Source organism: Streptacidiphilus sp. MAP12-33 (assembly GCF_041261265.1).
Taxonomy (GTDB): Bacteria; Actinomycetota; Actinomycetes; order Streptomycetales; family Streptomycetaceae; genus Streptacidiphilus.
Genome location: NZ_JBGCCA010000005.1, coordinates 235,300 through 255,212, shown reverse-complemented (window position 1 = coordinate 255,212; position 19,913 = coordinate 235,300). Strand labels below are relative to the sequence as shown.

21 protein-coding genes and 1 pseudogene are annotated in these 19,913 nt (G+C 74.0%); 14 read left to right on the top strand and 8 right to left on the bottom strand.

The genetic code is table 11. From position 1 onward, the window contains the following. A partial coding sequence (locus ABH931_RS08170; protein WP_370111362.1) for a hypothetical protein occupies positions 1-114 on the bottom strand: 114 nt, incomplete at its 3' end. 35 nt (positions 115-149) lie between these two features. Next, the gene (gene hutH, locus ABH931_RS08165) at positions 150-1,691 is read right to left on the bottom strand and encodes a histidine ammonia-lyase (protein WP_370111353.1); all 1,542 of its coding nucleotides are present in this window, start codon (positions 1,689-1,691) and stop codon (positions 150-152) included. A gap of 127 nt (positions 1,692-1,818) precedes the next feature. Here hutH and ABH931_RS08160 point away from each other — a divergent pair, with 127 nt between their 5' ends. The 12 genes and pseudogenes from ABH931_RS08160 (at position 1,819) to ABH931_RS08105 (ending at position 13,209) form a co-directional block, all read left to right on the top strand. After that, the gene (locus ABH931_RS08160) at positions 1,819-2,601 is read left to right on the top strand and encodes an IclR family transcriptional regulator (protein WP_370111351.1); all 783 of its coding nucleotides are present in this window, start codon (positions 1,819-1,821) and stop codon (positions 2,599-2,601) included. Positions 2,602-2,719: 118 nt separating this feature from the next. Next, positions 2,720-3,763: a hypothetical protein gene (locus ABH931_RS08155; RefSeq protein WP_370111349.1), complete on the top strand. Its 1,044-nt coding sequence runs from the start codon at positions 2,720-2,722 to the stop codon at positions 3,761-3,763. Positions 3,764-3,797: 34 nt separating this feature from the next. Then, entirely contained in the window at positions 3,798-5,099 is a 1,302-nt protein-coding gene (locus ABH931_RS08150) for a KamA family radical SAM protein (protein ID WP_370111347.1), read from the top strand. Positions 5,100-5,200: 101 nt separating this feature from the next. Next, entirely contained in the window at positions 5,201-5,917 is a 717-nt protein-coding gene (locus ABH931_RS08145; RefSeq protein ID WP_370111345.1) for an alpha/beta fold hydrolase, read from the top strand. A 245-nt stretch (positions 5,918-6,162) separates the two neighbouring features. After that, positions 6,163-7,203 carry a S1C family serine protease gene (locus ABH931_RS08140; protein WP_370111344.1) on the top strand — a complete coding sequence of 347 codons (1,041 nt, stop codon included), beginning with the start codon at positions 6,163-6,165 and terminating at the stop codon, positions 7,201-7,203. Between the two features lie 364 nt (positions 7,204-7,567). Next, entirely contained in the window at positions 7,568-8,737 is a 1,170-nt protein-coding gene (locus tag ABH931_RS08135) for a hypothetical protein (protein ID WP_370111342.1), read from the top strand. 147 nt (positions 8,738-8,884) lie between these two features. Further along, complete coding sequence (locus ABH931_RS08130; protein WP_370111341.1) at positions 8,885-10,333, top strand: MFS transporter; 1,449 nt, start codon at positions 8,885-8,887, stop codon at positions 10,331-10,333. Continuing rightward, positions 10,330-10,899, top strand: a complete 570-nt coding sequence (locus ABH931_RS08125; RefSeq protein WP_370111340.1) for a TetR family transcriptional regulator — start codon at positions 10,330-10,332, stop codon at positions 10,897-10,899. The genes ABH931_RS08130 and ABH931_RS08125 overlap by 4 nt, the downstream gene beginning before the upstream one ends. 38 nt (positions 10,900-10,937) lie before the next feature. After that, positions 10,938-11,603: pseudogene (locus tag ABH931_RS08120) on the top strand (adenosylcobinamide amidohydrolase); the annotation flags it as partial. A 173-nt stretch (positions 11,604-11,776) separates the two neighbouring features. Beyond that, entirely contained in the window at positions 11,777-12,598 is an 822-nt protein-coding gene (locus ABH931_RS08115) for a helical backbone metal receptor (RefSeq protein ID WP_370111338.1), read from the top strand. Between the two features lie 121 nt (positions 12,599-12,719). Then, entirely contained in the window at positions 12,720-12,884 is a 165-nt protein-coding gene (gene rpmG, locus ABH931_RS08110) for a 50S ribosomal protein L33 (protein WP_370111336.1), read from the top strand. A 79-nt stretch (positions 12,885-12,963) separates the two neighbouring features. Continuing rightward, complete coding sequence (locus tag ABH931_RS08105; protein ID WP_370111335.1) at positions 12,964-13,209, top strand: type B 50S ribosomal protein L31; 246 nt, start codon at positions 12,964-12,966, stop codon at positions 13,207-13,209. Positions 13,210-13,273: 64 nt separating this feature from the next. On the opposite strand, the gene ABH931_RS08100 is transcribed toward ABH931_RS08105, so the two are convergent. From ABH931_RS08100 to ABH931_RS08085, 4 genes are read right to left on the bottom strand one after another with little or no spacing between them, the layout of a single operon-like run. Continuing rightward, a complete protein-coding gene (locus tag ABH931_RS08100; protein ID WP_370111333.1) occupies positions 13,274-13,882 on the bottom strand; it encodes a GNAT family N-acetyltransferase in 609 nt (202 codons plus the stop codon). A 32-nt stretch (positions 13,883-13,914) separates the two neighbouring features. Then, positions 13,915-14,193, bottom strand: coding sequence for a hypothetical protein (locus tag ABH931_RS08095; RefSeq protein WP_370111332.1), 279 nt, complete (start codon positions 14,191-14,193; stop codon positions 13,915-13,917). Between the two features lie 24 nt (positions 14,194-14,217). Further along, positions 14,218-14,565 (bottom strand): ArsR/SmtB family transcription factor, encoded by a 348-nt coding sequence (locus ABH931_RS08090; protein ID WP_370111330.1) that lies wholly within the window; start codon positions 14,563-14,565, stop codon positions 14,218-14,220. Next, a complete protein-coding gene (locus ABH931_RS08085; RefSeq protein WP_370111329.1) occupies positions 14,562-15,020 on the bottom strand; it encodes an SRPBCC domain-containing protein in 459 nt (152 codons plus the stop codon). The genes ABH931_RS08090 and ABH931_RS08085 overlap by 4 nt, the downstream gene beginning before the upstream one ends. 138 nt (positions 15,021-15,158) lie before the next feature. Here ABH931_RS08085 and ABH931_RS08080 point away from each other — a divergent pair, with 138 nt between their 5' ends. Beyond that, the gene (locus tag ABH931_RS08080) at positions 15,159-15,749 is read left to right on the top strand and encodes a histidine phosphatase family protein (protein WP_370111328.1); all 591 of its coding nucleotides are present in this window, start codon (positions 15,159-15,161) and stop codon (positions 15,747-15,749) included. Between the two features lie 135 nt (positions 15,750-15,884). On the opposite strand, the gene ABH931_RS08075 is transcribed toward ABH931_RS08080, so the two are convergent. Beyond that, complete coding sequence (locus ABH931_RS08075) at positions 15,885-16,913, bottom strand: ROK family protein (protein WP_370111327.1); 1,029 nt, start codon at positions 16,911-16,913, stop codon at positions 15,885-15,887. A 79-nt stretch (positions 16,914-16,992) separates the two neighbouring features. On the opposite strand from ABH931_RS08075, the gene ABH931_RS08070 reads away from it, so the two are divergent. Continuing rightward, positions 16,993-18,177, top strand: a complete 1,185-nt coding sequence (locus tag ABH931_RS08070; protein ID WP_370111326.1) for an MFS transporter — start codon at positions 16,993-16,995, stop codon at positions 18,175-18,177. Positions 18,178-18,190: 13 nt separating this feature from the next. Here ABH931_RS08070 and argS read toward each other — a convergent pair whose 3' ends face one another. Continuing rightward, positions 18,191-19,912, bottom strand: coding sequence for an arginine--tRNA ligase (gene argS, locus ABH931_RS08065; protein ID WP_370111325.1), 1,722 nt, complete (start codon positions 19,910-19,912; stop codon positions 18,191-18,193). Position 19,913: the final 1 nt, after the last annotated feature.

The window sequence follows — 19,913 nt, the reverse complement described above, 5'->3', positions numbered from 1 at the left end:
CGCCACCTCCGGATCGAGGTTGTTGTTCAGCATCCGCAGGGCGGCCTCCTGCTGCCAGCCCAGGGTGCTCAGCTCGGTGCCACGCGCGGCACGGATGACGTCAGGTCGGGTCATGTCGAAGTCCTTCTACGCGGTTCGGGCAGCGGAGGTCAGTGCAGGCGGCCGGTGACGGCCTCGGCGGCGGCGAGCGCGCGGCCGTCGGCGACGTACTGGACGGCGGCCTCGATCTCGGGGGCGAGGTAGCGGTCGGTGCCGGGGCCCTCGACGTGCTCGCGCAGGCCGGCGCGGACGGCGCCGGTGGCCGGGGAGGGGGTGAGCGGGGCGCGCAGGTCCAGGGCGCGGGCGGCGGTCAGCAGCTCGATGGCGAGCACCCGGGTCAGCCCGTCGACGGAGCGGCGCAGCTTGCGGGCGGCGGACCAGCCCATGGAGACGTGGTCCTCCTGCATGGCCGAGGAGGGGATGGAGTCGACCGAGGCGGGCGCGGCGAGGCGCTTGAGCTCGGAGACGATCGCGGCCTGGGTGTACTGGGCGATCATGTGGCCGGAGTCGACACCGGGGTCGTCGGCGAGGAAGGCGTTCAGGCCGTGGCTGCGGGCGACGTCGAGCATCCGGTCGGTGCGGCGCTCCGCGACGGAGGCGATGTCGGCGACGGAGATCGCGAGGAAGTCCAGCACACAGGCGACGGGGGCGCCGTGGAAGTTGCCGTTGCTCTCGACGCGGCCGTCGCGGGTGACGACGGGGTTGTCGATGGCGCTGGCGAGCTCGCGGTCGGCGACGGTCTCGCAGTGGGCCAGGGTGTCACGGGCGGCACCGTGGACCTGCGGGGTGCAGCGCAGCGAGTAGGCGTCCTGGACGCGGGTGCAGTTCGCGGGGTCGCGGTGGCTGGCGACGATGGCCGAGTCCGCGAGGACGGCGCGCAGGTTGGCGGCGCTGGCGGCCTGGCCGGGGTGCGGGCGCAGGGCCTGCAGGTCGGCGGCGAAGACGGCGTCGGTGCCGAGCTGGGCCTCGACGCTCATGGCGGCGGTGATGTCCGCGGTGGCGAGCAGGCGGCGCAGGTCGTGGGCGGCCAGCACGAGCATGCCCAGCATGCCGTCGGTGCCGTTGATCAGCGCCAGGCCCTCCTTCTCGCGCAGCACGACCGGGGTGAGGCCCGCGGCGGCCAGCGCCTCGGCGGCCGGGAGGAGCGTGCCCGCGGCGTCGCGGACCTCGCCCTCGCCCATGACGGCGAGCGCGCAGTGGGCCAGCGGGGCCAGGTCACCGGAGCAGCCGAGGGAGCCGTACTCGCGCACGACCGGGGTGATGCCCGCGTTGAGCAGGTCGGCGTAGGCCTGGGCGGTTTCCAGGCGGACGCCGGTGCGGCCGGTGGCGAGGGTGGACAGGCGCAGCAGCATCAGGGCGCGGACGACCTCGCGCTCGACCTCGGCGCCGGAGCCGGCGGCGTGGGAGCGGACGAGGCTGCGCTGGAGCTGGGCGCGGAGCTCAGTGGGGATGTGGCGGGTGGCCAGCGCGCCGAAGCCGGTGGAGACGCCGTAGTGCGGCGTGACGTCGTCGGCGAGGTCCTCGATGACCTTGCGGCTCTGCTTGATCTCCTCCTGGGCGTCCAGGGCGAGCTCGACGACGGCCCCGAGGCGGGCGACGGACACGACTTCGTCGGCGGTGAGGGGGCCGACCCCGATGAGGACCTTGTTCATGGGATCTATGAAGCACCAGGTCAGCAGGGGCACAACAGGGGTTTGCCCGCCCTTGTGTCTGGGATCCCAGACGTTTACGGTGCAACTTGTCTGGGATCCCAGACCCCTCGCGGGATACGCTCGGGCCATGTCGATCGTGCCCGCCGCGGCCCAGGTGCTGGCCGTCCTCCGGTATCTCGCCCGCCAGGCAGCGCCCGTCCCGGCGGCCGCCATCAGCCGCGACGTCGGGCTGCCCCGGTCGACCACCTACCACCTGCTCGACACGCTCGCGGCGGACGGCTTCGTGGTGCACCTGCCGGAGGAGCGCCGCTACGCGCTGGGGGTGAGCGCGTTCGAGCTGGGTTCCGGATACAGCCGCCAGGCACCGTTCCAGCGCCTGGCCCGGGTGCCGCTGGCCCGGCTGGTGGACCGGACCGGCCACAACGCGCACCTGGCCGTGCTGCACGGGCGCGAGGTGCTGTACCTGATCGAGGAGCGCGCGCCGGGCCGGTCGCCGCTGGTCACCGAGGTCGGGGTGCGGCTGCCCGCGCAGCTGACCGCGAGCGGGCGGGCGATGCTCGGGCTGCTGCCGACGGCGCAGGTACGGGCCCTCTTCCCGGACGCGACGGCGTTCGTGCAGCGCACCGAGGTGGGCGGACCACGCTCCCTGACGGGGCTGCGCACCCGGCTGGTGGAGGTCCGGCGCCGCGGTTACGCGACGGAGGAGGGCGAGGTGACGCTCGGCTTCTCGTCCGTGGCGGCCGCGGTCACGGACCGCGCGGGCCATCCGGTCGCCGGGGTGGCGGTGACCTTCGAGTCCGCCGCGCTGGACGCGGGACAGCGCGAGGCGCTGGCCGCCGAGGTGACCCGGACCGCCCGCGAGCTGACCCGTCGCGTCGGCGGACGGCAGGCTGAGGCCCCGCCGTCTTGATCCTCAACTCCCCCTCAAGAAACGGCGAACAGCGCATGCGCTGACCCCCTCGGGGTACCAACGTCCGTACTGACGTGCCAAGTCCGGCGGGGGGTGACGGGTGTTCGGGGACGGTCGTGTGCGCCGGGGTGTCCTGCTGATCTGCGCGGGGATCGGCCTGGGTGTGGCGCTGTGCATCTGGTTCGCGCAGGGCCTGCCGGACTTCCGGGAGAACCTGCTGCTGAACCTGGCTCCGGAGCTGCTCACCACGATGTTCACGCTGCTGGTGATCCAGCCCGTGCTGACCCGGCTGGAGGAGGAGCGGGTGCGCGAGCACCTGCGGCTGGACTACCCGTCGTTCTGCGAGCGGGTGGCCCAGACCGACGACATCGTCTGCGTGCTGGACACCTTCACGTACCTGATCTCCGGCAACACCGCGACGCGATTCGCGGACGCGGCGCGCGGCGCGATCCGGCGCGGCGCGACGGTGCGCGTCCTGCTGCTGGACCCCGACTCGCTGGCGGCCCGCCAGCGCTCGCACGAGCTGAGTGCCGACGTGCGGCGCGAGGTGATGCGCAATCTGCGCGACCTGCGCCGGCTGGAGGCGCAACTGGCGCCCGAACAGCGGGAGCAGTTGCAGGTGCGGGTCTACGCGGCGGCGCCGTCCATCCAGTTGTACCGGTGCGGCGAGCGGCTGATGGTGAGCTTCTTCCCGGTGGACCGGCTCTCGGGCGAGGGGCAGCAGCTGGAGGTGCGGATCACCACGCCGCTCGGCTCCTTCGTCTCCGAGCGGTTCGCCGACCTGTGGGGCCGCTCCCGTTCCGTCGAGGAGGTGCTGACCCGGCACGTGCGGCTCGTCGACGACGAGGGCGGCGGCGCGGGGCGCGTCGAGGACGCCGGGGAGCCGATGTGGCTGGAGTACGTGGAGAGCGAGGACGTTCTCTACCTCAGCGACCAGCGGCTCGTGGTGCGGCTCGCGCGGCAGCGGGACCGGCCGGTGCGGGCGGTCGTGGACGGGCGGGCCGACCAGGAGTTCGAGCTGGAGCTGATCGGGCCGGAGGAGGAGCCGCTGCGGCGACGGCTCGCGGCGGCCTACACCGAGAAGTACGGGGTCGACGCGGAGGTGTTCGTGCGGCTGCGGGCGAGGCCGCGTGCCATCATTGACCACCAGCGTCAGCGGTAGTGACGTCAGAGGCAGTGACAGAGGTTCAGTGCGCGTGGCAGTGCAGAACGGTGAACGGCGGCCGGTCTTCCGGGCTCTCTCCCTCCCCCATCTCGACGCGCTGCTGGCGCGGGCGGGGCTCGACGCGCAGGACCGGGTGCGGGCGCGGGCCGTCGCGGAGGTGCTGCCCTTCCGCACCAACGCGTACGTCGTCGACGAGTTGATCGACTGGGACGCGGCGCCCGACGACCCGCTCTACCGCCTGGTCTTCCCGCAGCCGGACATGCTGCCGCGTGCCGACGTGGACCGCGTCGCGCGGCTGCTGCGCGAGGGCGCCGCGCCGGAGCAGGTGCGCGCCGACGTGCGCGAGATCCGGCTGCGGCTGAACCCGCACCCCGGCGGGCAGCGGGACCACAACACGCCGCTGGTGGACGGCGAACCGGCCGAGGGGCTCCAGCACAAGTACCCGGAGACGGTGCTGTTCTTCCCCCGGCAGGGCCAGACCTGCCACGCCTACTGCTCGTACTGCTTCCGCTGGCCGCAGTTCGTCGGCGAGCCGGACCTGCGGATGGCGAGCGGGGACGCGGCGGCACTGACGGCGTACGTGCGGGCGCACCCCGAGGTGACGAGCGTGCTGATCACCGGCGGCGATCCGCTGATCATGAGCAGCTCGGTGCTGGCCCGCTACGTCGAACCGCTGCTGGACGTCCCGCACCTGGAGTCGGTGCGGATCGGCACCAAGGCGCTGTCCTACTGGCCGCACCGGTTCCTGACAGACCCGGACGCCGACGACCTGCTGCGCCTTTTCGAGAAGGTGGTGGGCAGCGGCCGCAACCTGGCCCTGATGGGCCACTACTCGCATCCGCGCGAGCTGTCCACCGACGCGGCCCAGCGGGCGCTGCGCCGGGTCGCGGGGACGGGCGCGGTGGTCCGCTGCCAGGCGCCGCTGATCCGCGGCGTCAACGACCGGGCGGAGGACTGGGCGCTGCTGTGGCGACGGCTGGTGGCCCTGGGCGCGGTGCCGTACTACCTGTTCGTGGAGCGGGACACCGGCCCGCAGGACTACTTCGCCGTGCCGCTGGCCCGCGCGTACGAGCTCTTCCGGGAGGCCTACGCGCAGGTCTCCGGCCTGGCCCGGACGGTGCGGGGGCCGATCATGTCGGCGACGCCCGGCAAGGTGCAGGTGGACGGCGTGACGGAGCTCGGCGGGCGGCGCGCGTTCGTGCTGCACTACGTCCAGGCCCGCGATCCCGGGCTGGTCGGGCGCCCGTTCTTCGCCGCGTACGACCCCGACGCGCGTTGGCTCACCGACCTCAAGCCCCTGGACGGGGAGGGCTCCCTGCCGGGCGTGGGGTGACGGACGGTCACCCGGCCCCGTGGTGTGCGAGGCGGTGCGCGGACGCCGGGCGGTTGTCAGTGCCGCCGGGTACGTTCGTCCCAGAACGGGAGGAGAGCACCATGGCCACCTACACACTCGTTCCGGGCGCCGACGGGCGCGCCTGGTTCTGGCACCGCCTGGTGCCCGAGCTGCAAGCGCGCGGACACCGGGTGATCACGCTGGACCTGCCGGCCGAGCCCGACGCCGGGCTCGACGCGTTCGCCGACGCGATCTGCGCGGCGGTGGTCGGCGGCACCGGGCGCCCGGAGAGAGCGGACCCGCTGGTCCTGGTGGCGCAGTCGCTGGCCGGGTTCTCCGTGCCCGTGGCCTGCGAGCGGCTGCCGGTGCCGGTCTCCGAGCTGGTGCTGCTGAACGCGATGGTCCCCGCGCCGGGCGAGACGGCAGGACAGTGGTGGGAGAACACCGGCCAGGCGCAGGCACGCTCCGCCTACGCGGAGGCCACCGGCCGTGGCGTCGCCCCGGAGTTCGACCTACGGGAGGACTTCTTCCACGACGTGCCGCCCGAGGTGACGCAGGAGGCCCTCTCCGTCGGCGGCTCCGCACCGCCCGCCGCACTGTTCGAGCAGCCGTGGCCGCTGCCGCGCTGGCCGGACGTCCCCACCCGGTTCCTGCAGGGCCGGGAGGACCGCTTCTTCCCCTTGGAGTTCCAGCGCCGGGTGGTGCGCGAACGGCTCGGTCTGGAGGTGGAGGAGATCCCCGGCGGCCATCTGGCCGCGCTCAGCCGCCCGCGCGAGCTGGCGGACCACCTGGTGCGCAGGGCGGCGGGTTCCGCATGAGAAACCCCTTCAAATCCGGCGCCGCGCGCGTGGCGGTCGCGCGTTCCGGGCACCGCTTGGGGAGGAGGGGGCGCTAGCACGGAGGTGGCGCCATGAGGTGGAGTGCGGCTGGTCTGACCGCGTGCGCGGTCGCGGTGGCTCTCGGCACGGCCGGATGCACGTTCACGACGTCCGCGCATCGGACGTCGTCCGGGTCGTCGAGCTCCTGGGGCTCGTCGGGGTTCTCGGGGTCCTCCACGACTCCCGTGAACCCCTCGACGCCCACGCCGTCGCAGAGCCCGCCCGCGACGCAGAGCGGGTCGGGGACGCGGTCGCTCGCGCAGGTCGCGGCGGGCAGCGTCGACCTGGTCAGCGAGCAGGGCCTGGACGGGACCGAGGCGGCGGGCACGGGGATCGTGCTCACGGCCGACGGCATGGTGCTGACCAACAACCACGTCATCAGCGGAGCCACTTCGCTGACCGGCGTGGACATCGGCAACGGGCGCAGCTACACCGCCTCCGTGATCGGCTACGACCGCAGCCACGACCTCGCCCTGGTCCAGCTGCACGGAGCCTCCGGCCTCACGACGCTGCCGCTGGCCCCGAGCGCCAAGGTCGCCGTCGGGGACGCGGTGACCGCGCTCGGCAACGCGGGCGGACGCGGTGGGCAACCGGCCCAGGCCTCCGGCTCGGTCACCGCGCTCGGCCAGCAGATCGTCGCCACCGACCAGGGCAGCGGCAGCTCGGAGCAGCTCGACGGCCTGATCCAGGTCGACGCGCCGATCCAGGCCGGGGATTCGGGCGGTCCGCTGGTGAACTCCGCCGGGCAGGTGATCGGGATCGACACCGCGGCGTCGGTCGGCTACCGGTTCAGTTCGGCGCCCACCCAGGGCTTCGCCATCCCGGCGGCCCAGGCGCAGGCCACGGCGGACGCGATCGCCGCCGGCCGGGCCTCGGCGACGGTGCACATCGGCGCGACGGCGTGGCTGGGCGTCGCGATCGACACCTCGGGCCAGTCGGGCGCGGGCGGCGGCCTCGGCGGGGGTGGTGGCGGGGGTGCGGGCAGTGGCGCGGCCGCCGGCGCGACGATCGTCCAGGTCGTCTCCGGATCGCCCGCGGAGAACGCGGGCCTGAGTGCGGGCGACGTGATCACCGCGGTCGACGGCTCCGCGGTCACCGACCCCACCGGCCTCACCACGCTGCTCGACCGGCACCACCCCGGTGACAGCATCACCCTCGGCTGGACGGACGCCTTCGGCCAGTCGCACTCGACCAGCCTCCAGCTCGGCTCCGGCCCCGCGGGCTGAGGACGGCCGACCTCGGGGGGTACGCGCGGCGCCACCGGGCGGCGGATCTCCGCCGCCCTTCGTGGGTTTGAAGCGGCCGCGATCTTACTGCCTGGATCTTCGGCGTTTCCGGGGGGGTTCCGCGCCTGTTAACACGGCGTCGGTTTCCACCAGGCCATTGACCTGCTGCAAACAACTCTGCTTCGCTACACCACGGTCAGTGGTGCACCGCTCGCCCGCACCACCCCAGTACCTCCTCAAGCACGTGTCCCAACCCGCCAGTTGGCGTTCCCTCGGTCCAGTACCCCCGGACCCGGCACGCCCTGGCCGGCCGACGCCGCCCCGACCGGGGACGGTGTGGAGCGCAGAGAGGATCAACACGACCATGGGTCACCCCCGCCAGCGTGGCACGAGCCACAAGCTCCTGACCGGACTCGCCGCCTCGCTGACCCTCGTCACCGGTGCCGCGCTCGTCGCGGCGCAGGCGCCCGCCGCCATGGCCGCGAGCGGATCGCACGCATCCGCGCAGCAGAACCCCTACGCCCCGGCCTTCCAGCACCCCTACCGCCACGGTGCCGTCCCCACCCGTGACGCCGGCGCGAAGATGAAGGCCTGGGCCTCCACCCACGCCACGACCACCACCGGCCCGGAGACCCTCTCCTACGGCGGCGGCATCGACGGCATCGGCGTCAACAGCGGTCACGCCAAGGTCTACCTGGTCTTCTACGGCACCCAGTGGGGCACCAAGGGAACGGACGCGAACGGCAACGCCACGTTCACCAAGGACCCGGACAAGGCGGCCTCCGCCGCGCAGCAGATGTTCAAGGGCATCGGCACCGGCGGCGAGACGTGGTCCGCGGACCTGACCCAGTGGTGCGACGGCCCGAACGTCTCCGCGGGCGCGACGAGCTGCCCGAGCAACGCCAACTTCATCCCGTACCAGACGGGTGGCGTGCTGGCCGGTGTCTGGTACGACAACTCCAAGTCGGAGCCCACCAAGGCCACCGGCCACCAGCTGGGCGTGGAGGCCGTCAACGCGGCCGCCCACTTCGGCAACACCACCGCCGCGTCCAACCGCAACGCCTACTACGTGATCCTCTCGCCCCACGGGACGGACCCCGACAACTACAAGAGCCCGACCCAGGGCTACTGCGCCTGGCACGACTACAACGGCGACACCACCCTCACCGGTGGCGCGGTCACCTCGCCCTACGGTGACATCGCGTTCTCGAACCAGCCGTACAACATGGACCTGGGTGCGAGCTGCGGCGTCGGCTTCGTCAACTCCCCCGGCACCCTCGACGGGTACACCATGACGCTGGGCCACGAGTGGCACGAGATGATGTCCGACATGAACCCGGCGGGCGGCTGGACCAACAACACCGGCAGCTCGTACAACGGCGAAGAGAACTCCGACGAGTGCGCCTGGCTCAACCCCGGCACCGCCGGCGGCGCCGCGAACATCAAGTTCGGCACCTTCGGCACCTACGCCGAGCAGTCGAGCTGGTCGAACGACACCAACAGCTGCGCGATCTCGCACGCGATCCTGCACTGACGCACCACGGCGAGCAACGGCCGGGGTGGGCGCCAGCCCACCCCGGCTTTCGCCTGTCGCCACCCGGGTGAGGTGGCCGGACTTGCTTAGTAAATGCCCATTCACTACGTTGGTGAACAGCCATTCACCAACGTAGGGGGACGCCGCATGCCCACCTCCGCGCCCGCGCGCAGCACCGCCCTGGACCGCCCGACACCCGCCGGGCGCGCCGTCCTCGGTGTGCTGGCCTTCGCCGGGGTCGCCGCGACGCTCGTGCAGACCTCGATCGTCCCGCTGCTGCCCGCGCTGCCCCGCCTCACGCACGCCTCCCCCACCCAGGTGGGATGGCTGGTGACGGTGACGCTGCTGGCCGGGGCCGTGGCGACGCCGCTGCTGGGCCGGGCCGGGGACCAGTTCGGACGGCGCCGGATGATGCTGCTCTCGCTCGCGCTGCTCACCCTCGGGTCCGTCGCGTGCGCGCTCACCTCGGACATCACGCTGCTCGTCGCGGCCCGCGCGGTCCAGGGCGCCGGGGCCGGGGTGATCCCGCTCGCGATCAGCCTGCTGCGTGCGCGGCTGCCGGCCGAGCGGGTCGGCTCGGGAGTGGCGTTGATGAGCTCCACGGTCGGGATCGGCGCGGCCCTCGGGCTGCCGCTGGCCGCCCTGCTCGTCCAGCGCTTCGACTGGCACTGGATGTTCTGGGCGACCAGTGCGGTCGCTGCGGCGGCGCTGGCCGGTGTCGCCCGGGTCGTCCCGGAGGACCGGCCCTCCGCCGCGCGCGGCGTGCGCTTCGACTGGCTCGGTGCGATCGGCCTCTCCACCGCGCTGACGGCCCTGCTGCTGGCCCTCTCGCAGGGAGCGGCGTGGGGCTGGACCAGTGCGGGCGTCCTTGGCTCCGCGGGCGCGGCCGTGCTGGTGTCCGCGCTCTGGAGCCGTCGCCAACTGCGCACCGAGCAACCGCTGGTGGACCTGCGGTTGACCACCGCGCGCAGCGTGCTGCTGCCGCACCTGGCCGCGTTGCTGGCGGGCTTCTCCTTCTACGCCAACTCGCTGGTGACGGTGCAACTCGTCCAGGAGCCGCGCAGCACCGGCTTCGGCCTGGGCCTCTCGGTCGCCGAGGCGGGCCTGTGCCTGTTGCCGACCGGTCTGGTGATGGTGGTCTTCGCCCCCGTCTCCGCCCGGTTCTCCCGCGCCCGTGGACCCAAGGCCACCGTCGCCCTCGGCAGCGCGGTCATCACCCTCGGCTATCTGCTGCGCATCGCGGACAGCCGTGCGCTGTGGGCGGTCCTGCTCGGCGCGGCCGTGGTCTCCGTCGGCACGGCGCTGGTCTACTCGGCACTGCCGCTGCTGGTGATGGCCGCCGTCCCCGCGGCCGACACCGCCGCCGCGAACGGCATCAACGTGCTGATGCGCACCATCGGTCAGGCCCTGTGCAGCGCGGCCGTCGCGCAGGCGCTCAGCGGCGGCACGCTGAGGGGCTATCAGACCGCGTTCGCGCTGGCCGGGGCCGTCGCCCTGGTAGCGTGCGCGGGCAGCGCCCTGCTCCCCGGCCGTACCGGAGCCACCGGCGCGCTGCCCGGGCAGACCGTGGTTCCCGCGAAGGAGGGCCAGGCATGACGCGTCGGCGCGACCCCGAGGCGCGGCGTACCGCGATCCTCGACGCCGCCCGCTACTGTTTCGGCCGCCACGCCTACGCCGACACCACCGTCGGCGAGATCGCCGAGCGAGCCGGCGTCAGCCCGGCCCTGGTCATCAAGTACTTCGGCTCCAAGGAGCAGTTGTTCCAGCGGGTCTTCTCGTTCGCGGACGACGCCGCCGCGCTGCTGGACGCGCCGCTGGAGGAGCTCCCCCGCCACATGGTGCTGCGCGTGCTGGCCGTGCAGCGCGGCGAGGCACGCGACCCGATCCTGCGGATCGCGTTCTCGCGTCAGCACGAGGACCAGGGCGAGCAGGCACGCGCCGACTTCAAGGCCACGGTGGTCGGCGGCCTCGCCGCACGCCTCACCGGGCCGGACGCCGCGCTGCGCGCCGAACTCGCCGTCGGGGTCCTGCTGGGTCTGGGCGCCCTGCTCGCCATGGTGCAGGCGGACGAGCTCGGCCGGCTCGCCCCGGACGAGGTCGTGGGTCGTTACGAGCCGCTGCTGGCCCCGCTGCTGCTCCCACCGGGCCCCTCGGCGCCCTGACCGCCCCGCCCGCGGCGCCGGGTCGCTGAGCTGCGATGATGGCGCCTCGTCGGGGAACGGGAGCAGGCATGCGGCGGCCGGTGGTGGCACGGGCGGGACGGTTCGAGGACGGGGCCTGCCGGCATCTGCTGGTGTGGCGCGCCGGACCGGGCTGGCGGATGGTCAGCAGCGCGGTCCTCGGTGGCGGCGTCGGCCCGCGCGGCTGGGTGCTGAACGCGCAGGTGCGGCCCGGCTACGGCCGGATGGACCCCGAGCGCCACCTGGCCGAGCTCGCCGCGGCGCAGGACCTCGCCGGCGACGGCGTCGGGCTGATGACGGCGGCTCAGGTCGACGAGGTCACCTGGGCCGAGGACGAGGGTGCCACCGCCGTCGTCACGACGGGGATCGGCGTGCCCACGTGGGCGGCCGCCCCCGTGCCCGCGGGCGGCTCGGCGAACGGGTTCCGGCCCGGGACGATCAACATCCTCGCGGTGGTCCCCGCGCCGGTGTCGGACGCCGGGCTGGTCAATCTGCTGGCCACCGCGACCGAGGCGAAGGTGCAGGCGCTGCTCGACGCCGGTTACGACTGCTCCGGCACACCGTCGGACGCGGTGTGCGTGGCGGTCCGGGAGGCGGCGCCGGGCGAGACGGCGGACCTCTTCGGCGGGCCGCGCTCGCTCTGGGGCGCGCGGGTGGCGCGCGCCGTCCACGCCGCGGTGCGGGAGGGCGCCGAGCGGGACCGCGAACGCCGCAGGCACGGCGAGCCCGCCGTCCACCCCGGCCCGAGCGCGGCCTGCGCGATCGCGGACGTCCTCGCCCCGCTGCCGGATGCCGTTCCGCCCGGCGCGTTCCACCGTCCGGTCAGGGCGCCGGACGCGTGCACGGCTACGGTGGCCGGATGAGCGACTTCGCGCGGCCGCGCGCCGTCGTCGACGACCAGGGCACCACGCTCGATCTCGGCCGGGTCGAGCGGGTGGTCTCGCTCGTTCCCTCCCTCACCGAGGCGATCGCCGTCACCGCACCCGGCTTGCTCGTCGGCGCGACCGACTGGTGCAGCCACCCGGTCGGCCTGGAGGTCGCCCGGGTCCGGGGGACCAAGAACCCGGACGTCGCGGCGATCGTGGCGCTGCGGCCGGATCTGGTGGTGGCCAACGAGGAGGAGAACCGCGCCGCCGACCTCACCGCGCTGCGGGCCGCGGGCGTGGCCGTCTGGGTCACCGAGGTGCGCACCCTCGACCAGGCGTTCCGCTCACTGGAGCGGCTGCTGACCGTGGCCTGCGGGCTGCCGGTGCCGGGGTGGCTGGACGAGGCGAGGCGGGCCTGGGCCGCGCCCGCGTCCCCGTTCCGGTTCCCGTTCCCAGGAGGTCCGCGACGTGCGGTGGTACCGATCTGGCGCCGCCCGTGGATGGTCCTCGGCCGGGACACCTTCGCCGGCGACCTGCTGCGGCGCCTGTCCGTCGAGCAGCTCTACGCCGACCACGCCGAGCGCTATCCCGCCGTCCCCCTCGACAGCCTGCGGGCGAGCGGCGCGAACCTGGTGGTGCTGCCGGACGAGCCCTACCGGTTCACCGCCCCCGACGGGCCCGAGGCCTTTCCCGGCCTCCCGGCGGCGCTGGTCAGCGGTCGCCACCTGACCTGGTACGGGCCTTCGCTGCGGGAGGCTCCCGCCGTCCTCACCGCGCAGTTGGCGCGGGCAGAGATCGCCGCTCCGGAGCGTTGAGAGCAGCAGGCGGCAGGCGGCAGGCGGCAGGCGGCACGGGAATGCGTCGCCAGGTGCCGGTGTTGTGAGGGGCGGAAGATGCAAACGACTTCCATTTCACATAGGAAGGCAGGCAGCGTCCATGGCCCGCAGTGAACTGCGCCCCGTCATCAAGCTCCGCTCCACCGCCGGCACCGGCTTCACCTACGTGACCCGCAAGAGCCGCCGCAACGACCCCGACCGCATGGTCCTGCGCAAGTACGACCCGGTCGCGGGCCGCCACACGGAGTTCCGCGAGGAGCGCTGACCGCAGCGGCACCCGTGTCCGGACCACTCCGCATCCGGGCAACCTCGCAACCTCGCATCCGACCGAGAGGAACCACGAGATGAAGAACGGCATCCACCCCGCCTACCGCACCGTGGTGTTCCGCGACCGCGCGGCCGGCACAGCCTTTCTCACCCGGTCCACCGCCACCAGTGCGAGGACCGTCGAGTGGGCGGACGGCGCCACCTACCCCGTCGTGGACGTCGAGGTCTCCTCGGCGAGCCACCCCTTCTACACCGGCAACGCCCGCGTCATGGACTCCGCCGGCCGCGTGGAGCGCTTCGAGCGCCGCTACGGCCGCCGCTGACCACACCCCCGGGGGGCCGAACCGCCCCGGCTGGCCTTATGGCAGCCGGGGCGGTTCTCGCGCGTCAAGCGGACGGCGTCCGCGCGGACCGGACGCCCATCCACTGTTCGGCGCCCCAGGCCTGGAAGTGTCGCACCTCGGTGAACCCCAGCTTCGCCGCCAGGCGCATCGAGCGATCGTTGGCGGTCTGGGTGCGGAGCACCACCGGCTCGCCGGGGCGCGCGTCGGAGTACCAGCCGAGCACCGCGGCACACGCCTCGGCGGCGTACCCGTACCCCCAGGCCTCGGGCAGGAAGAGGTAGCCGAGCTCGGCCTCCCCGTCATCCTCACGAACGCCACTGCGACGCTCCGCGTCGCGCCGGTTGAGCTCGACGGTGCCGATCATGGCGCCGTCGCGTTCGACCACGAAGAGGCCGGGGCGGCTCTCGGGCGTCTCGGGCAGGGTGCTCTCGAGCTCGTCACGCGATCGGGGTCCACCGAGGTAGGTGTTCACCGCCGACGACGCGAGCAGGTCGATGATCGTCGCGCGGTCCCGGGCGTCGGACTGGCGCAGCACGAGCCGCCCGGTCCTGATCGGGGCGGGCGGCCAGGCGAGGGGCTCCGGTTGTTCCGGTTCGGCCACGGGGACGTCTGCCTCATGCCGGGCGCCCGGCCCGATCCTGTTGCCACGCATCACCCGACCCTACTACCGCGGCGCCCGCACGATCAGCGGCGGGCGCCGGCCGGCAGCGCGGCGTGGGGCAGGACCAGCGGGCCGTCCGCGCCGAGGAACTCCTGGGCCGGCGGGTCGAAGTGACGCTTCGCCTCCGCGCGGACCGCCTCGGGCCGCCCCTGAAGCAGCACGCCGACGGAGCCCAGCCCCGCCGCGGCGCCGCTCCACCGCTCCTCGGCGGGGGCCCGGTGGTCCCACCGCAGCATGCGGCAGACCGGCCGCTCGGCACGATCCGCCCACATCCGGCGCTCACCCGCGTCGAACGCGTTCACCGCGCCACTCCCCCTCGCTCCCCCTCACTCCGGCTCCGACCCGCTCTCCGCCAGCTCCTTGATCGCGTCGAGGCGCTGTTCCCACACCGCCGCGAGCGTAGCCATCCACTGGCCGGTCTGCCTGAGCGGCTGGAGATCGGCCTCGTAACGGACCTCCCGGCCGATCCGGCGCGCCCGCACCAACCCGGCGCGCTCCAGCACGGACAGGTGCTTGGCCACCGCCTGGCGGGTCACGGGCAGACGCGCGGCCAGGGACGTCGAGGTGGCGCCGCCCTCGCGGGCGATGACGGCGAGCACCTCGCGCCGGGTCGCGTCGGCCAGCGCGAGCAGCACGTCCTCCGGCGCCCGGCCGGGCTCGGCGGTGTCGCTCATACGCGGGTCTGCTCGCAGCCCGTGCGCAGTTCGTCCAGCTTGCCGGGCCAGTTGACGCTGTTCGCGAGGTGGCGCTCGGCGGCGGCCTCATCGGGGAGGGCGAGACGCGCGAAGCCGCTCTCGACCATGGTCAGCCGGGTGCTTCCCGAGGTCTCGCCCTCGGTCAGCGTGAACTCGACCAGCGTGGAGTTGGTGGCGTCCGGCTCCACGCCCGCGGCGCCCTGGGACCACCGCCAGGACAGCGCGCGCGGCGGCTCGACGGTCTCGATCCGCGCCGGGAGGACGCCGTGGACCCCGTGGTCGAACACCAGCAGGCCACCCGGGCGCAGGTCGATCCCGACCGCCTCCCCGCTGCCGAACCACCGTCCGAGAAAGGCGGGTTCGGTCAACACGGACCAGACCCGCGTCACGGGGGCCTGGATCACGATGGTGCGCTCGATCAGGTCGGGGATCACGGCAACCTCACTCACTCGCCTCGTCGGAACGAACGTGCTACCGAACGGTTGCACATCCGCGACCCATCGCGCAACCAAAAGGTTGCACCAGGCGAAAGCGCTCCCGGTGCGCCCCATGATCGGATAGCGTGCGCGACCGTGGGTCAACTCATCGTGATCAGGCACGGCCAGACCGAGTGGAGCCTGTCCGGCCGGCACGCGGGGCGGACCGACGTCCCGCTGACCGCCGCGGGCGAGGCCTCGGCCAGGGCTCTCGCCCCGCGCCTGGCGCACCGCCGTCCGGTCGCGGTGTTCACCAGCCCGCTGAGTCGCGCCGCGCGGACGGCGGAGCTGGCCGGCCTGACGGACGCCCAGCCCGATCCCGACCTGCTGGAGTGGGACTACGGCGGCTACGAGGGCCTGACCGCCGACCGGATCCGCGCGTCACGGCCGGGCTGGGACCTGTGGCGCGACGGCGTCGTCCCGGGCGACGCCGATCACCCGGGCGAGCAGCTCGCCCACGTGGCCGCCCGCACCGACGCCTTCCTGGAACGCGCCCGCCCCCTGCTGCGCGACGGCGACGTCGCCGTCGTCGCCCACGGCCACCTGGCCCGCATCCTCACCGTCCGCTGGCTCGGCCTCGACCCCTCCGCGAGTCGCCTCCTCGGCCACCCGCACCCGGGCACGCTCAGCTTCCTGGCGACCGAAGAGGACGGACAGCCCTTCCTCGACGCGTGGAACGTCCCGTAGGGCCGAGGTCCGGGTACTCCCGGCGCGGAGACCGTCCTGCCGGGGAACGCCCTCCTGGTCGCGCGCTTCCCCGACGAGGACCCTGGCTTGGAGCCGGGCTTGGAGCCGGGCCTGAAGCCGGGCATCGGCAGGGAGTCAGCCGAAGACGGCGTCGCGGGCGAGGTCCAGGGCGGTGAGGACGGCGCCCTGGAGGACCGGGTTGCCGTCGACCGCGGTGGCGTGCACCTCGGTCGGCACCGGGACGAGGCCGGACAGGTGGGCGGAGACGGCGTCGGCGAGGTCCGCGCCACCCGTGCGGCCGGCCGCGCCGCCCAGGACGACGAGGCCGGGGTCGAGAACGGCGACCATCGCCGCCGCCCCGCGCGCGACCTGGCGTGCGTACCGGTCGAAGCCGGGCCCGCCCGGCCGGACCGCGGGGGTGAGCGCGCAGCACAGGTTGTCCCCGTCGAGTTCCAGATGGCCCACTTCGCCCGCGCCGCCGGAGACGCCGCGGCGGACCCGGCCGCCGAGCACCACCGCGCCGCCGACGCCCTCGTCCAGCCAGAGCAGGACGAAGTCCTCCCGGCCGCGGGCGGCCCCGGCGCGGTGCTCGGCCACGGCGGCGAGGTTGACCTCGTTCTCCAGCACCAGCCGCTCCACCCCCAGCAACTCCTGGACCCGGTCCGGCACCTGCGGGTCCCAGCCGGACACCCCCATGTCGCAGGCCCCGTCGGAGCGGCCGGTGTGCGGGTGGACCATCCCTGGCGCGCCGAGGACGGCGGCGTGCAGCGACCGCCCGCGCGCCGCCTCGGTGACGGCCTCGCGGATGCTCCGCACGAGGTCGGCCGAGGCGGGGCGCTCGGCCCGGCCCACCACCGTGCCCGCCAGGTCCGCGACGGTGACGAAGGTGCCGCTGCGGCGGATGTCGACGCCGGCGACATGGGCCTGCTCCCCGACCAGCCGGTAGAGGCGGGCGTTGGGGCCGCGCTTCTCCTCCCCGGTCTCGCCGCAGGGCCGCACCAGGCCGCCCGCACTCAGCCGTTCGATCAGGTCCGCCACCGTCGGCCGGGACAGGCCGGTCAGGGTGCGCAACTGCGGTGCGCTCAGTGGGCCGTGTTCGAGCAGCAGGTCGAGCGCGAGCCGGTCGTTGATCGCGCGCGCCAGGGCCGGGGTGGCGGTCTTCATGCGGGCATCGTAGCGCCAACAGGCAGGGTCCCTGCATATTCCTCTTTCTATCAGGGACCCTTCCTGTTAGTTTCTGACCGTGACTCACCATCGCGCCATCGCGCTGCTGTTCGCTGTCCACGGAGTCGCCGCAGGCTCCCTCTACAGTTCGCTCCCCTGGCTCCAGGGCCATTTCGGGCTGAGCGCCGGGACGCTGGGGCTGGTGCTGCTGTGCCAGCCGATCGGCGCCTTCGTCGCCATGCCCACCGCCGCCCGGCTCGCCCACCGGATCGGCGAGCGCCGCGCCACCGGGCTGCTGATCGCCCTGTGGGTGCTGCTGCTGCCGGTGCCGGTCCTGGTGCCGGGCCAAGCCTGGCTCTACGCGGCCTTCGCCGTCTTCGGCATGCTCGCCGGCATGAGCGACGTCGTCATGAACGGGCAGGGCGTCAGTATCGAGCGCCGACTCGGCCGTTCGATCATCTCCGGCCTGCACGGGCTCTGGTGCACCGGCAGCCTGATCGCCGGCGCTCTGGGCATCCTCGCCGCCCGGCTGGACGTCGACCCGCGGCTGCGGCTGCTCGTCGTCGCCGCCGCGCTGCTCCCCCTCGCCGCCTTGGGCGCGCGCGGCCTGCCCGCGGACGCCCCGCGCGGCCTCGCCCAGGCCGGTCCGCCGCCGCGCCGCTTCGTGCTGCCCGGCCGGGCCGTCCTGGCGATCGGCGCAGTCGGCTTCTGCGGCACCTTCGTCGAGGGCGCGACCGGCAGCTGGTCCGGCGTCTACCTGACCCGGGTCGCCCACGCCGGACCCGCCCTGGCCACCGCCGGGTTCACCCTGTTCAACCTCGCCATGGCGCTGACCCGGCTGTCGGGCGACCGGGCGGTGCGGCGCTTCGGCGCGGTCGCCGTGGTCCGCGTCGGAGCCTCGGCCGCCGTGGCCGGCGGCCTGCTGGTGGTGACCGCGCCCGACGCCTGGGTCTGCGTCCTCGGACTGGCCCTGATCGGCGCGGGCATCGCCCTCAACGTGCCGCTGGTCTTCAGCGCCGCCTCCCGGGTGCACGCGTCCCCGGGCGAGGGTGTGGCAGGGGTGGCCACGCTGACCTACGCGGCCTCCCTGGTCTCCCCGCCGATCGTAGGCGCGATCGCCGGGGGGCTCTCCTACCCGGCGGCCTTCGTGCTGATCACCGCCTTCGCCGCGGCCATGCTCCCCCTGGCGGGACGCCTGCGTCCGACCCCGGCAGCCCCGGCGGAGTCCGCCGCGCAGACGCCCGGTGACCTGGTCACCCGCTGACCGGATCCGCTCCCTAGATCCGCTCCGGGGCTTCGATGCCCAGCAGGGAGAGACCGAGGGTCAGCACCCGGGAGGTGAGGGCGGAGAGGGCGAGGCGGGAGGAGCGGGTGGACCGGGTGTCGGCGGACAGGACGGGGCAGGCCGCGTAGAAGGCGGAGAAGGCGGCGGCCGTGGCGTGGAGATGGGTGCAGAGGCGGTGCGGGGCGTGGTCGCGGACGGCGGCGGTGAAGGCCGCCGGAAACTGGAGGAGGGTCAGCAGGAGGGCGCGTTCGCGCGGGTGGGTGGGGTGGATCGGGGTGGATGCGGCGAGCGGGCTGCCGGCGCGGCGGAGGAGGGAGTGGACACGGCAGTTGGCGTACTGGAGGTAGACGGCGGTGTTGCCGTCCATCGCGAGCATGCGGTCCCAGGCGAAGGCGTAGTCCTTGCGGCGGTCGTGGGAGAGGTCCGCGTACTTGACCGCGCCGATCCCCACCGCGCGGGCGACCTCGGCGCGCTGGGCGTCCGTCAGTCCCTCCCGGTGTTCCGCGATGCGCCCCGCGTGGTCGATCGCCTCGACCAGCAGGTCGACGAGCTTGACCGAGGTACCCGCGCGGGTACGGATGGTGCGGCCGTCCTCGCCCAGGACCGAGCCGAAGGCGATGTGCTCGGCGTGGTGCCCGGCGGTGAGCCAGCCGGCCGCGCGCAGGACGGCGAAGACCATGGCGAAGTGCTGTGACTGCGGCGCTCCCACCACGTAGAGGAGGTCGTCGGCGCCACGCTCCTCGATCCAGTAACGGGCGGTGGCCAGGTCCGTGGCGGCGTAGCCGTAGCCGCCGCCGCGCTTGCGGACGACCATGGCCTGGGGGTCACCGTCGCGGTTGGTGAAGCCCTCCGGGAAGGCGCAGATCGCGCCGCCGCTGACGGTGACCAGGCGCTTGGTGCTCAGCTGCTTCACCAGGTCCGCCAGGAACGGGTTGTAGAAGCTCTCGCCGTGCACGTCGGCGGGGGTGAGCGCGATGCCCAGCAGGGCGTAGACCTGCTCGAAGTGGCGGGCCGAGTCGTCCACCAGCCGCCGCCACAGGGTCAGCGTCTCCTGGTGGCCGCCCTGGAGCAGGACGACGCGGCGGCGGGCGCGGGCGGCGAAGTCCGGTTCGGCGTCGAACCTCTTGCGGGCCTCCTGGTAGAAGGCGTTCAGGTCCTGAAGGGGCGCGGGGGTGTCGCCGAGGCCCTCGTCGGCAAGGTGCTCGATGAGCATGCCGAAGGGCGTGCCCCAGTCGCCGATGTGGTTGTGCGGGACGACCTCGTGGCCGGCGAAGCGCAGCATCCTGCTGATGGCGTCGCCGAGCACGGTCGAGCGCAGATGGCCGACGTGCATCTCCTTGGCGACGTTGGGGCTGGAGTAGTCGATCGCGATCCGGCGCGGGTGCTCGACCGGCGGGACGCCGAGCCGGGGGTCGGCCAGGAGAGCGGCGGCGCTCGTGGCGAGGCAGCCCGGGGTGAGCACCAGGTTGACGAAGCCTGGGCCGGTGACCGTCGGCGGCTCCACCAGGTCGGCCGCGTCCAGCCGCGCCACGAGGTCGGCGGCGATGTCGCGCGCGTCGCGGCCGGTGGCGCGGGCCAGGCTCATCGCGACGTTGCTCTGGTAGTCGACGCCGGCCGCCCTCGAGGGACGGACCTGCGCCTGCTCCGGGGAGATGGGCAGGTCCAGGGCCGCGTGGACGGCCGCGGCCACCCGCCGGGCCAGTTCGACGCTCACG

Bases quoted from the DNA above. Each gene is read 5' to 3' on its own strand.
- hutH (WP_370111353.1), bottom strand. From the start codon at position 1,691: ATGAACAAGGTCCTCATCGGGGTCGGCCCCCTCACCGCCGACGAAGTC.
- ABH931_RS08105 (WP_370111335.1), top strand. From the start codon at position 12,964: ATGAAGAACGGCATCCACCCCGCCTACCGCACCGTGGTGTTCCGCGAC.
- ABH931_RS08090 (WP_370111330.1), bottom strand. From the start codon at position 14,565: ATGAGCGACACCGCCGAGCCCGGCCGGGCGCCGGAGGACGTGCTGCTC.
- ABH931_RS08160 (WP_370111351.1), top strand. From the start codon at position 1,819: ATGTCGATCGTGCCCGCCGCGGCCCAGGTGCTGGCCGTCCTCCGGTAT.
- ABH931_RS08100 (WP_370111333.1), bottom strand. From the start codon at position 13,882: ATGCGTGGCAACAGGATCGGGCCGGGCGCCCGGCATGAGGCAGACGTC.
- ABH931_RS08115 (WP_370111338.1), top strand. From the start codon at position 11,777: ATGAGCGACTTCGCGCGGCCGCGCGCCGTCGTCGACGACCAGGGCACC.
- ABH931_RS08135 (WP_370111342.1), top strand. From the start codon at position 7,568: ATGGGTCACCCCCGCCAGCGTGGCACGAGCCACAAGCTCCTGACCGGA.
- ABH931_RS08125 (WP_370111340.1), top strand. From the start codon at position 10,330: ATGACGCGTCGGCGCGACCCCGAGGCGCGGCGTACCGCGATCCTCGAC.
- rpmG (WP_370111336.1), top strand. From the start codon at position 12,720: ATGGCCCGCAGTGAACTGCGCCCCGTCATCAAGCTCCGCTCCACCGCC.
- ABH931_RS08075 (WP_370111327.1), bottom strand. From the start codon at position 16,913: ATGAAGACCGCCACCCCGGCCCTGGCGCGCGCGATCAACGACCGGCTC.
- ABH931_RS08145 (WP_370111345.1), top strand. From the start codon at position 5,201: ATGGCCACCTACACACTCGTTCCGGGCGCCGACGGGCGCGCCTGGTTC.
- ABH931_RS08130 (WP_370111341.1), top strand. From the start codon at position 8,885: ATGCCCACCTCCGCGCCCGCGCGCAGCACCGCCCTGGACCGCCCGACA.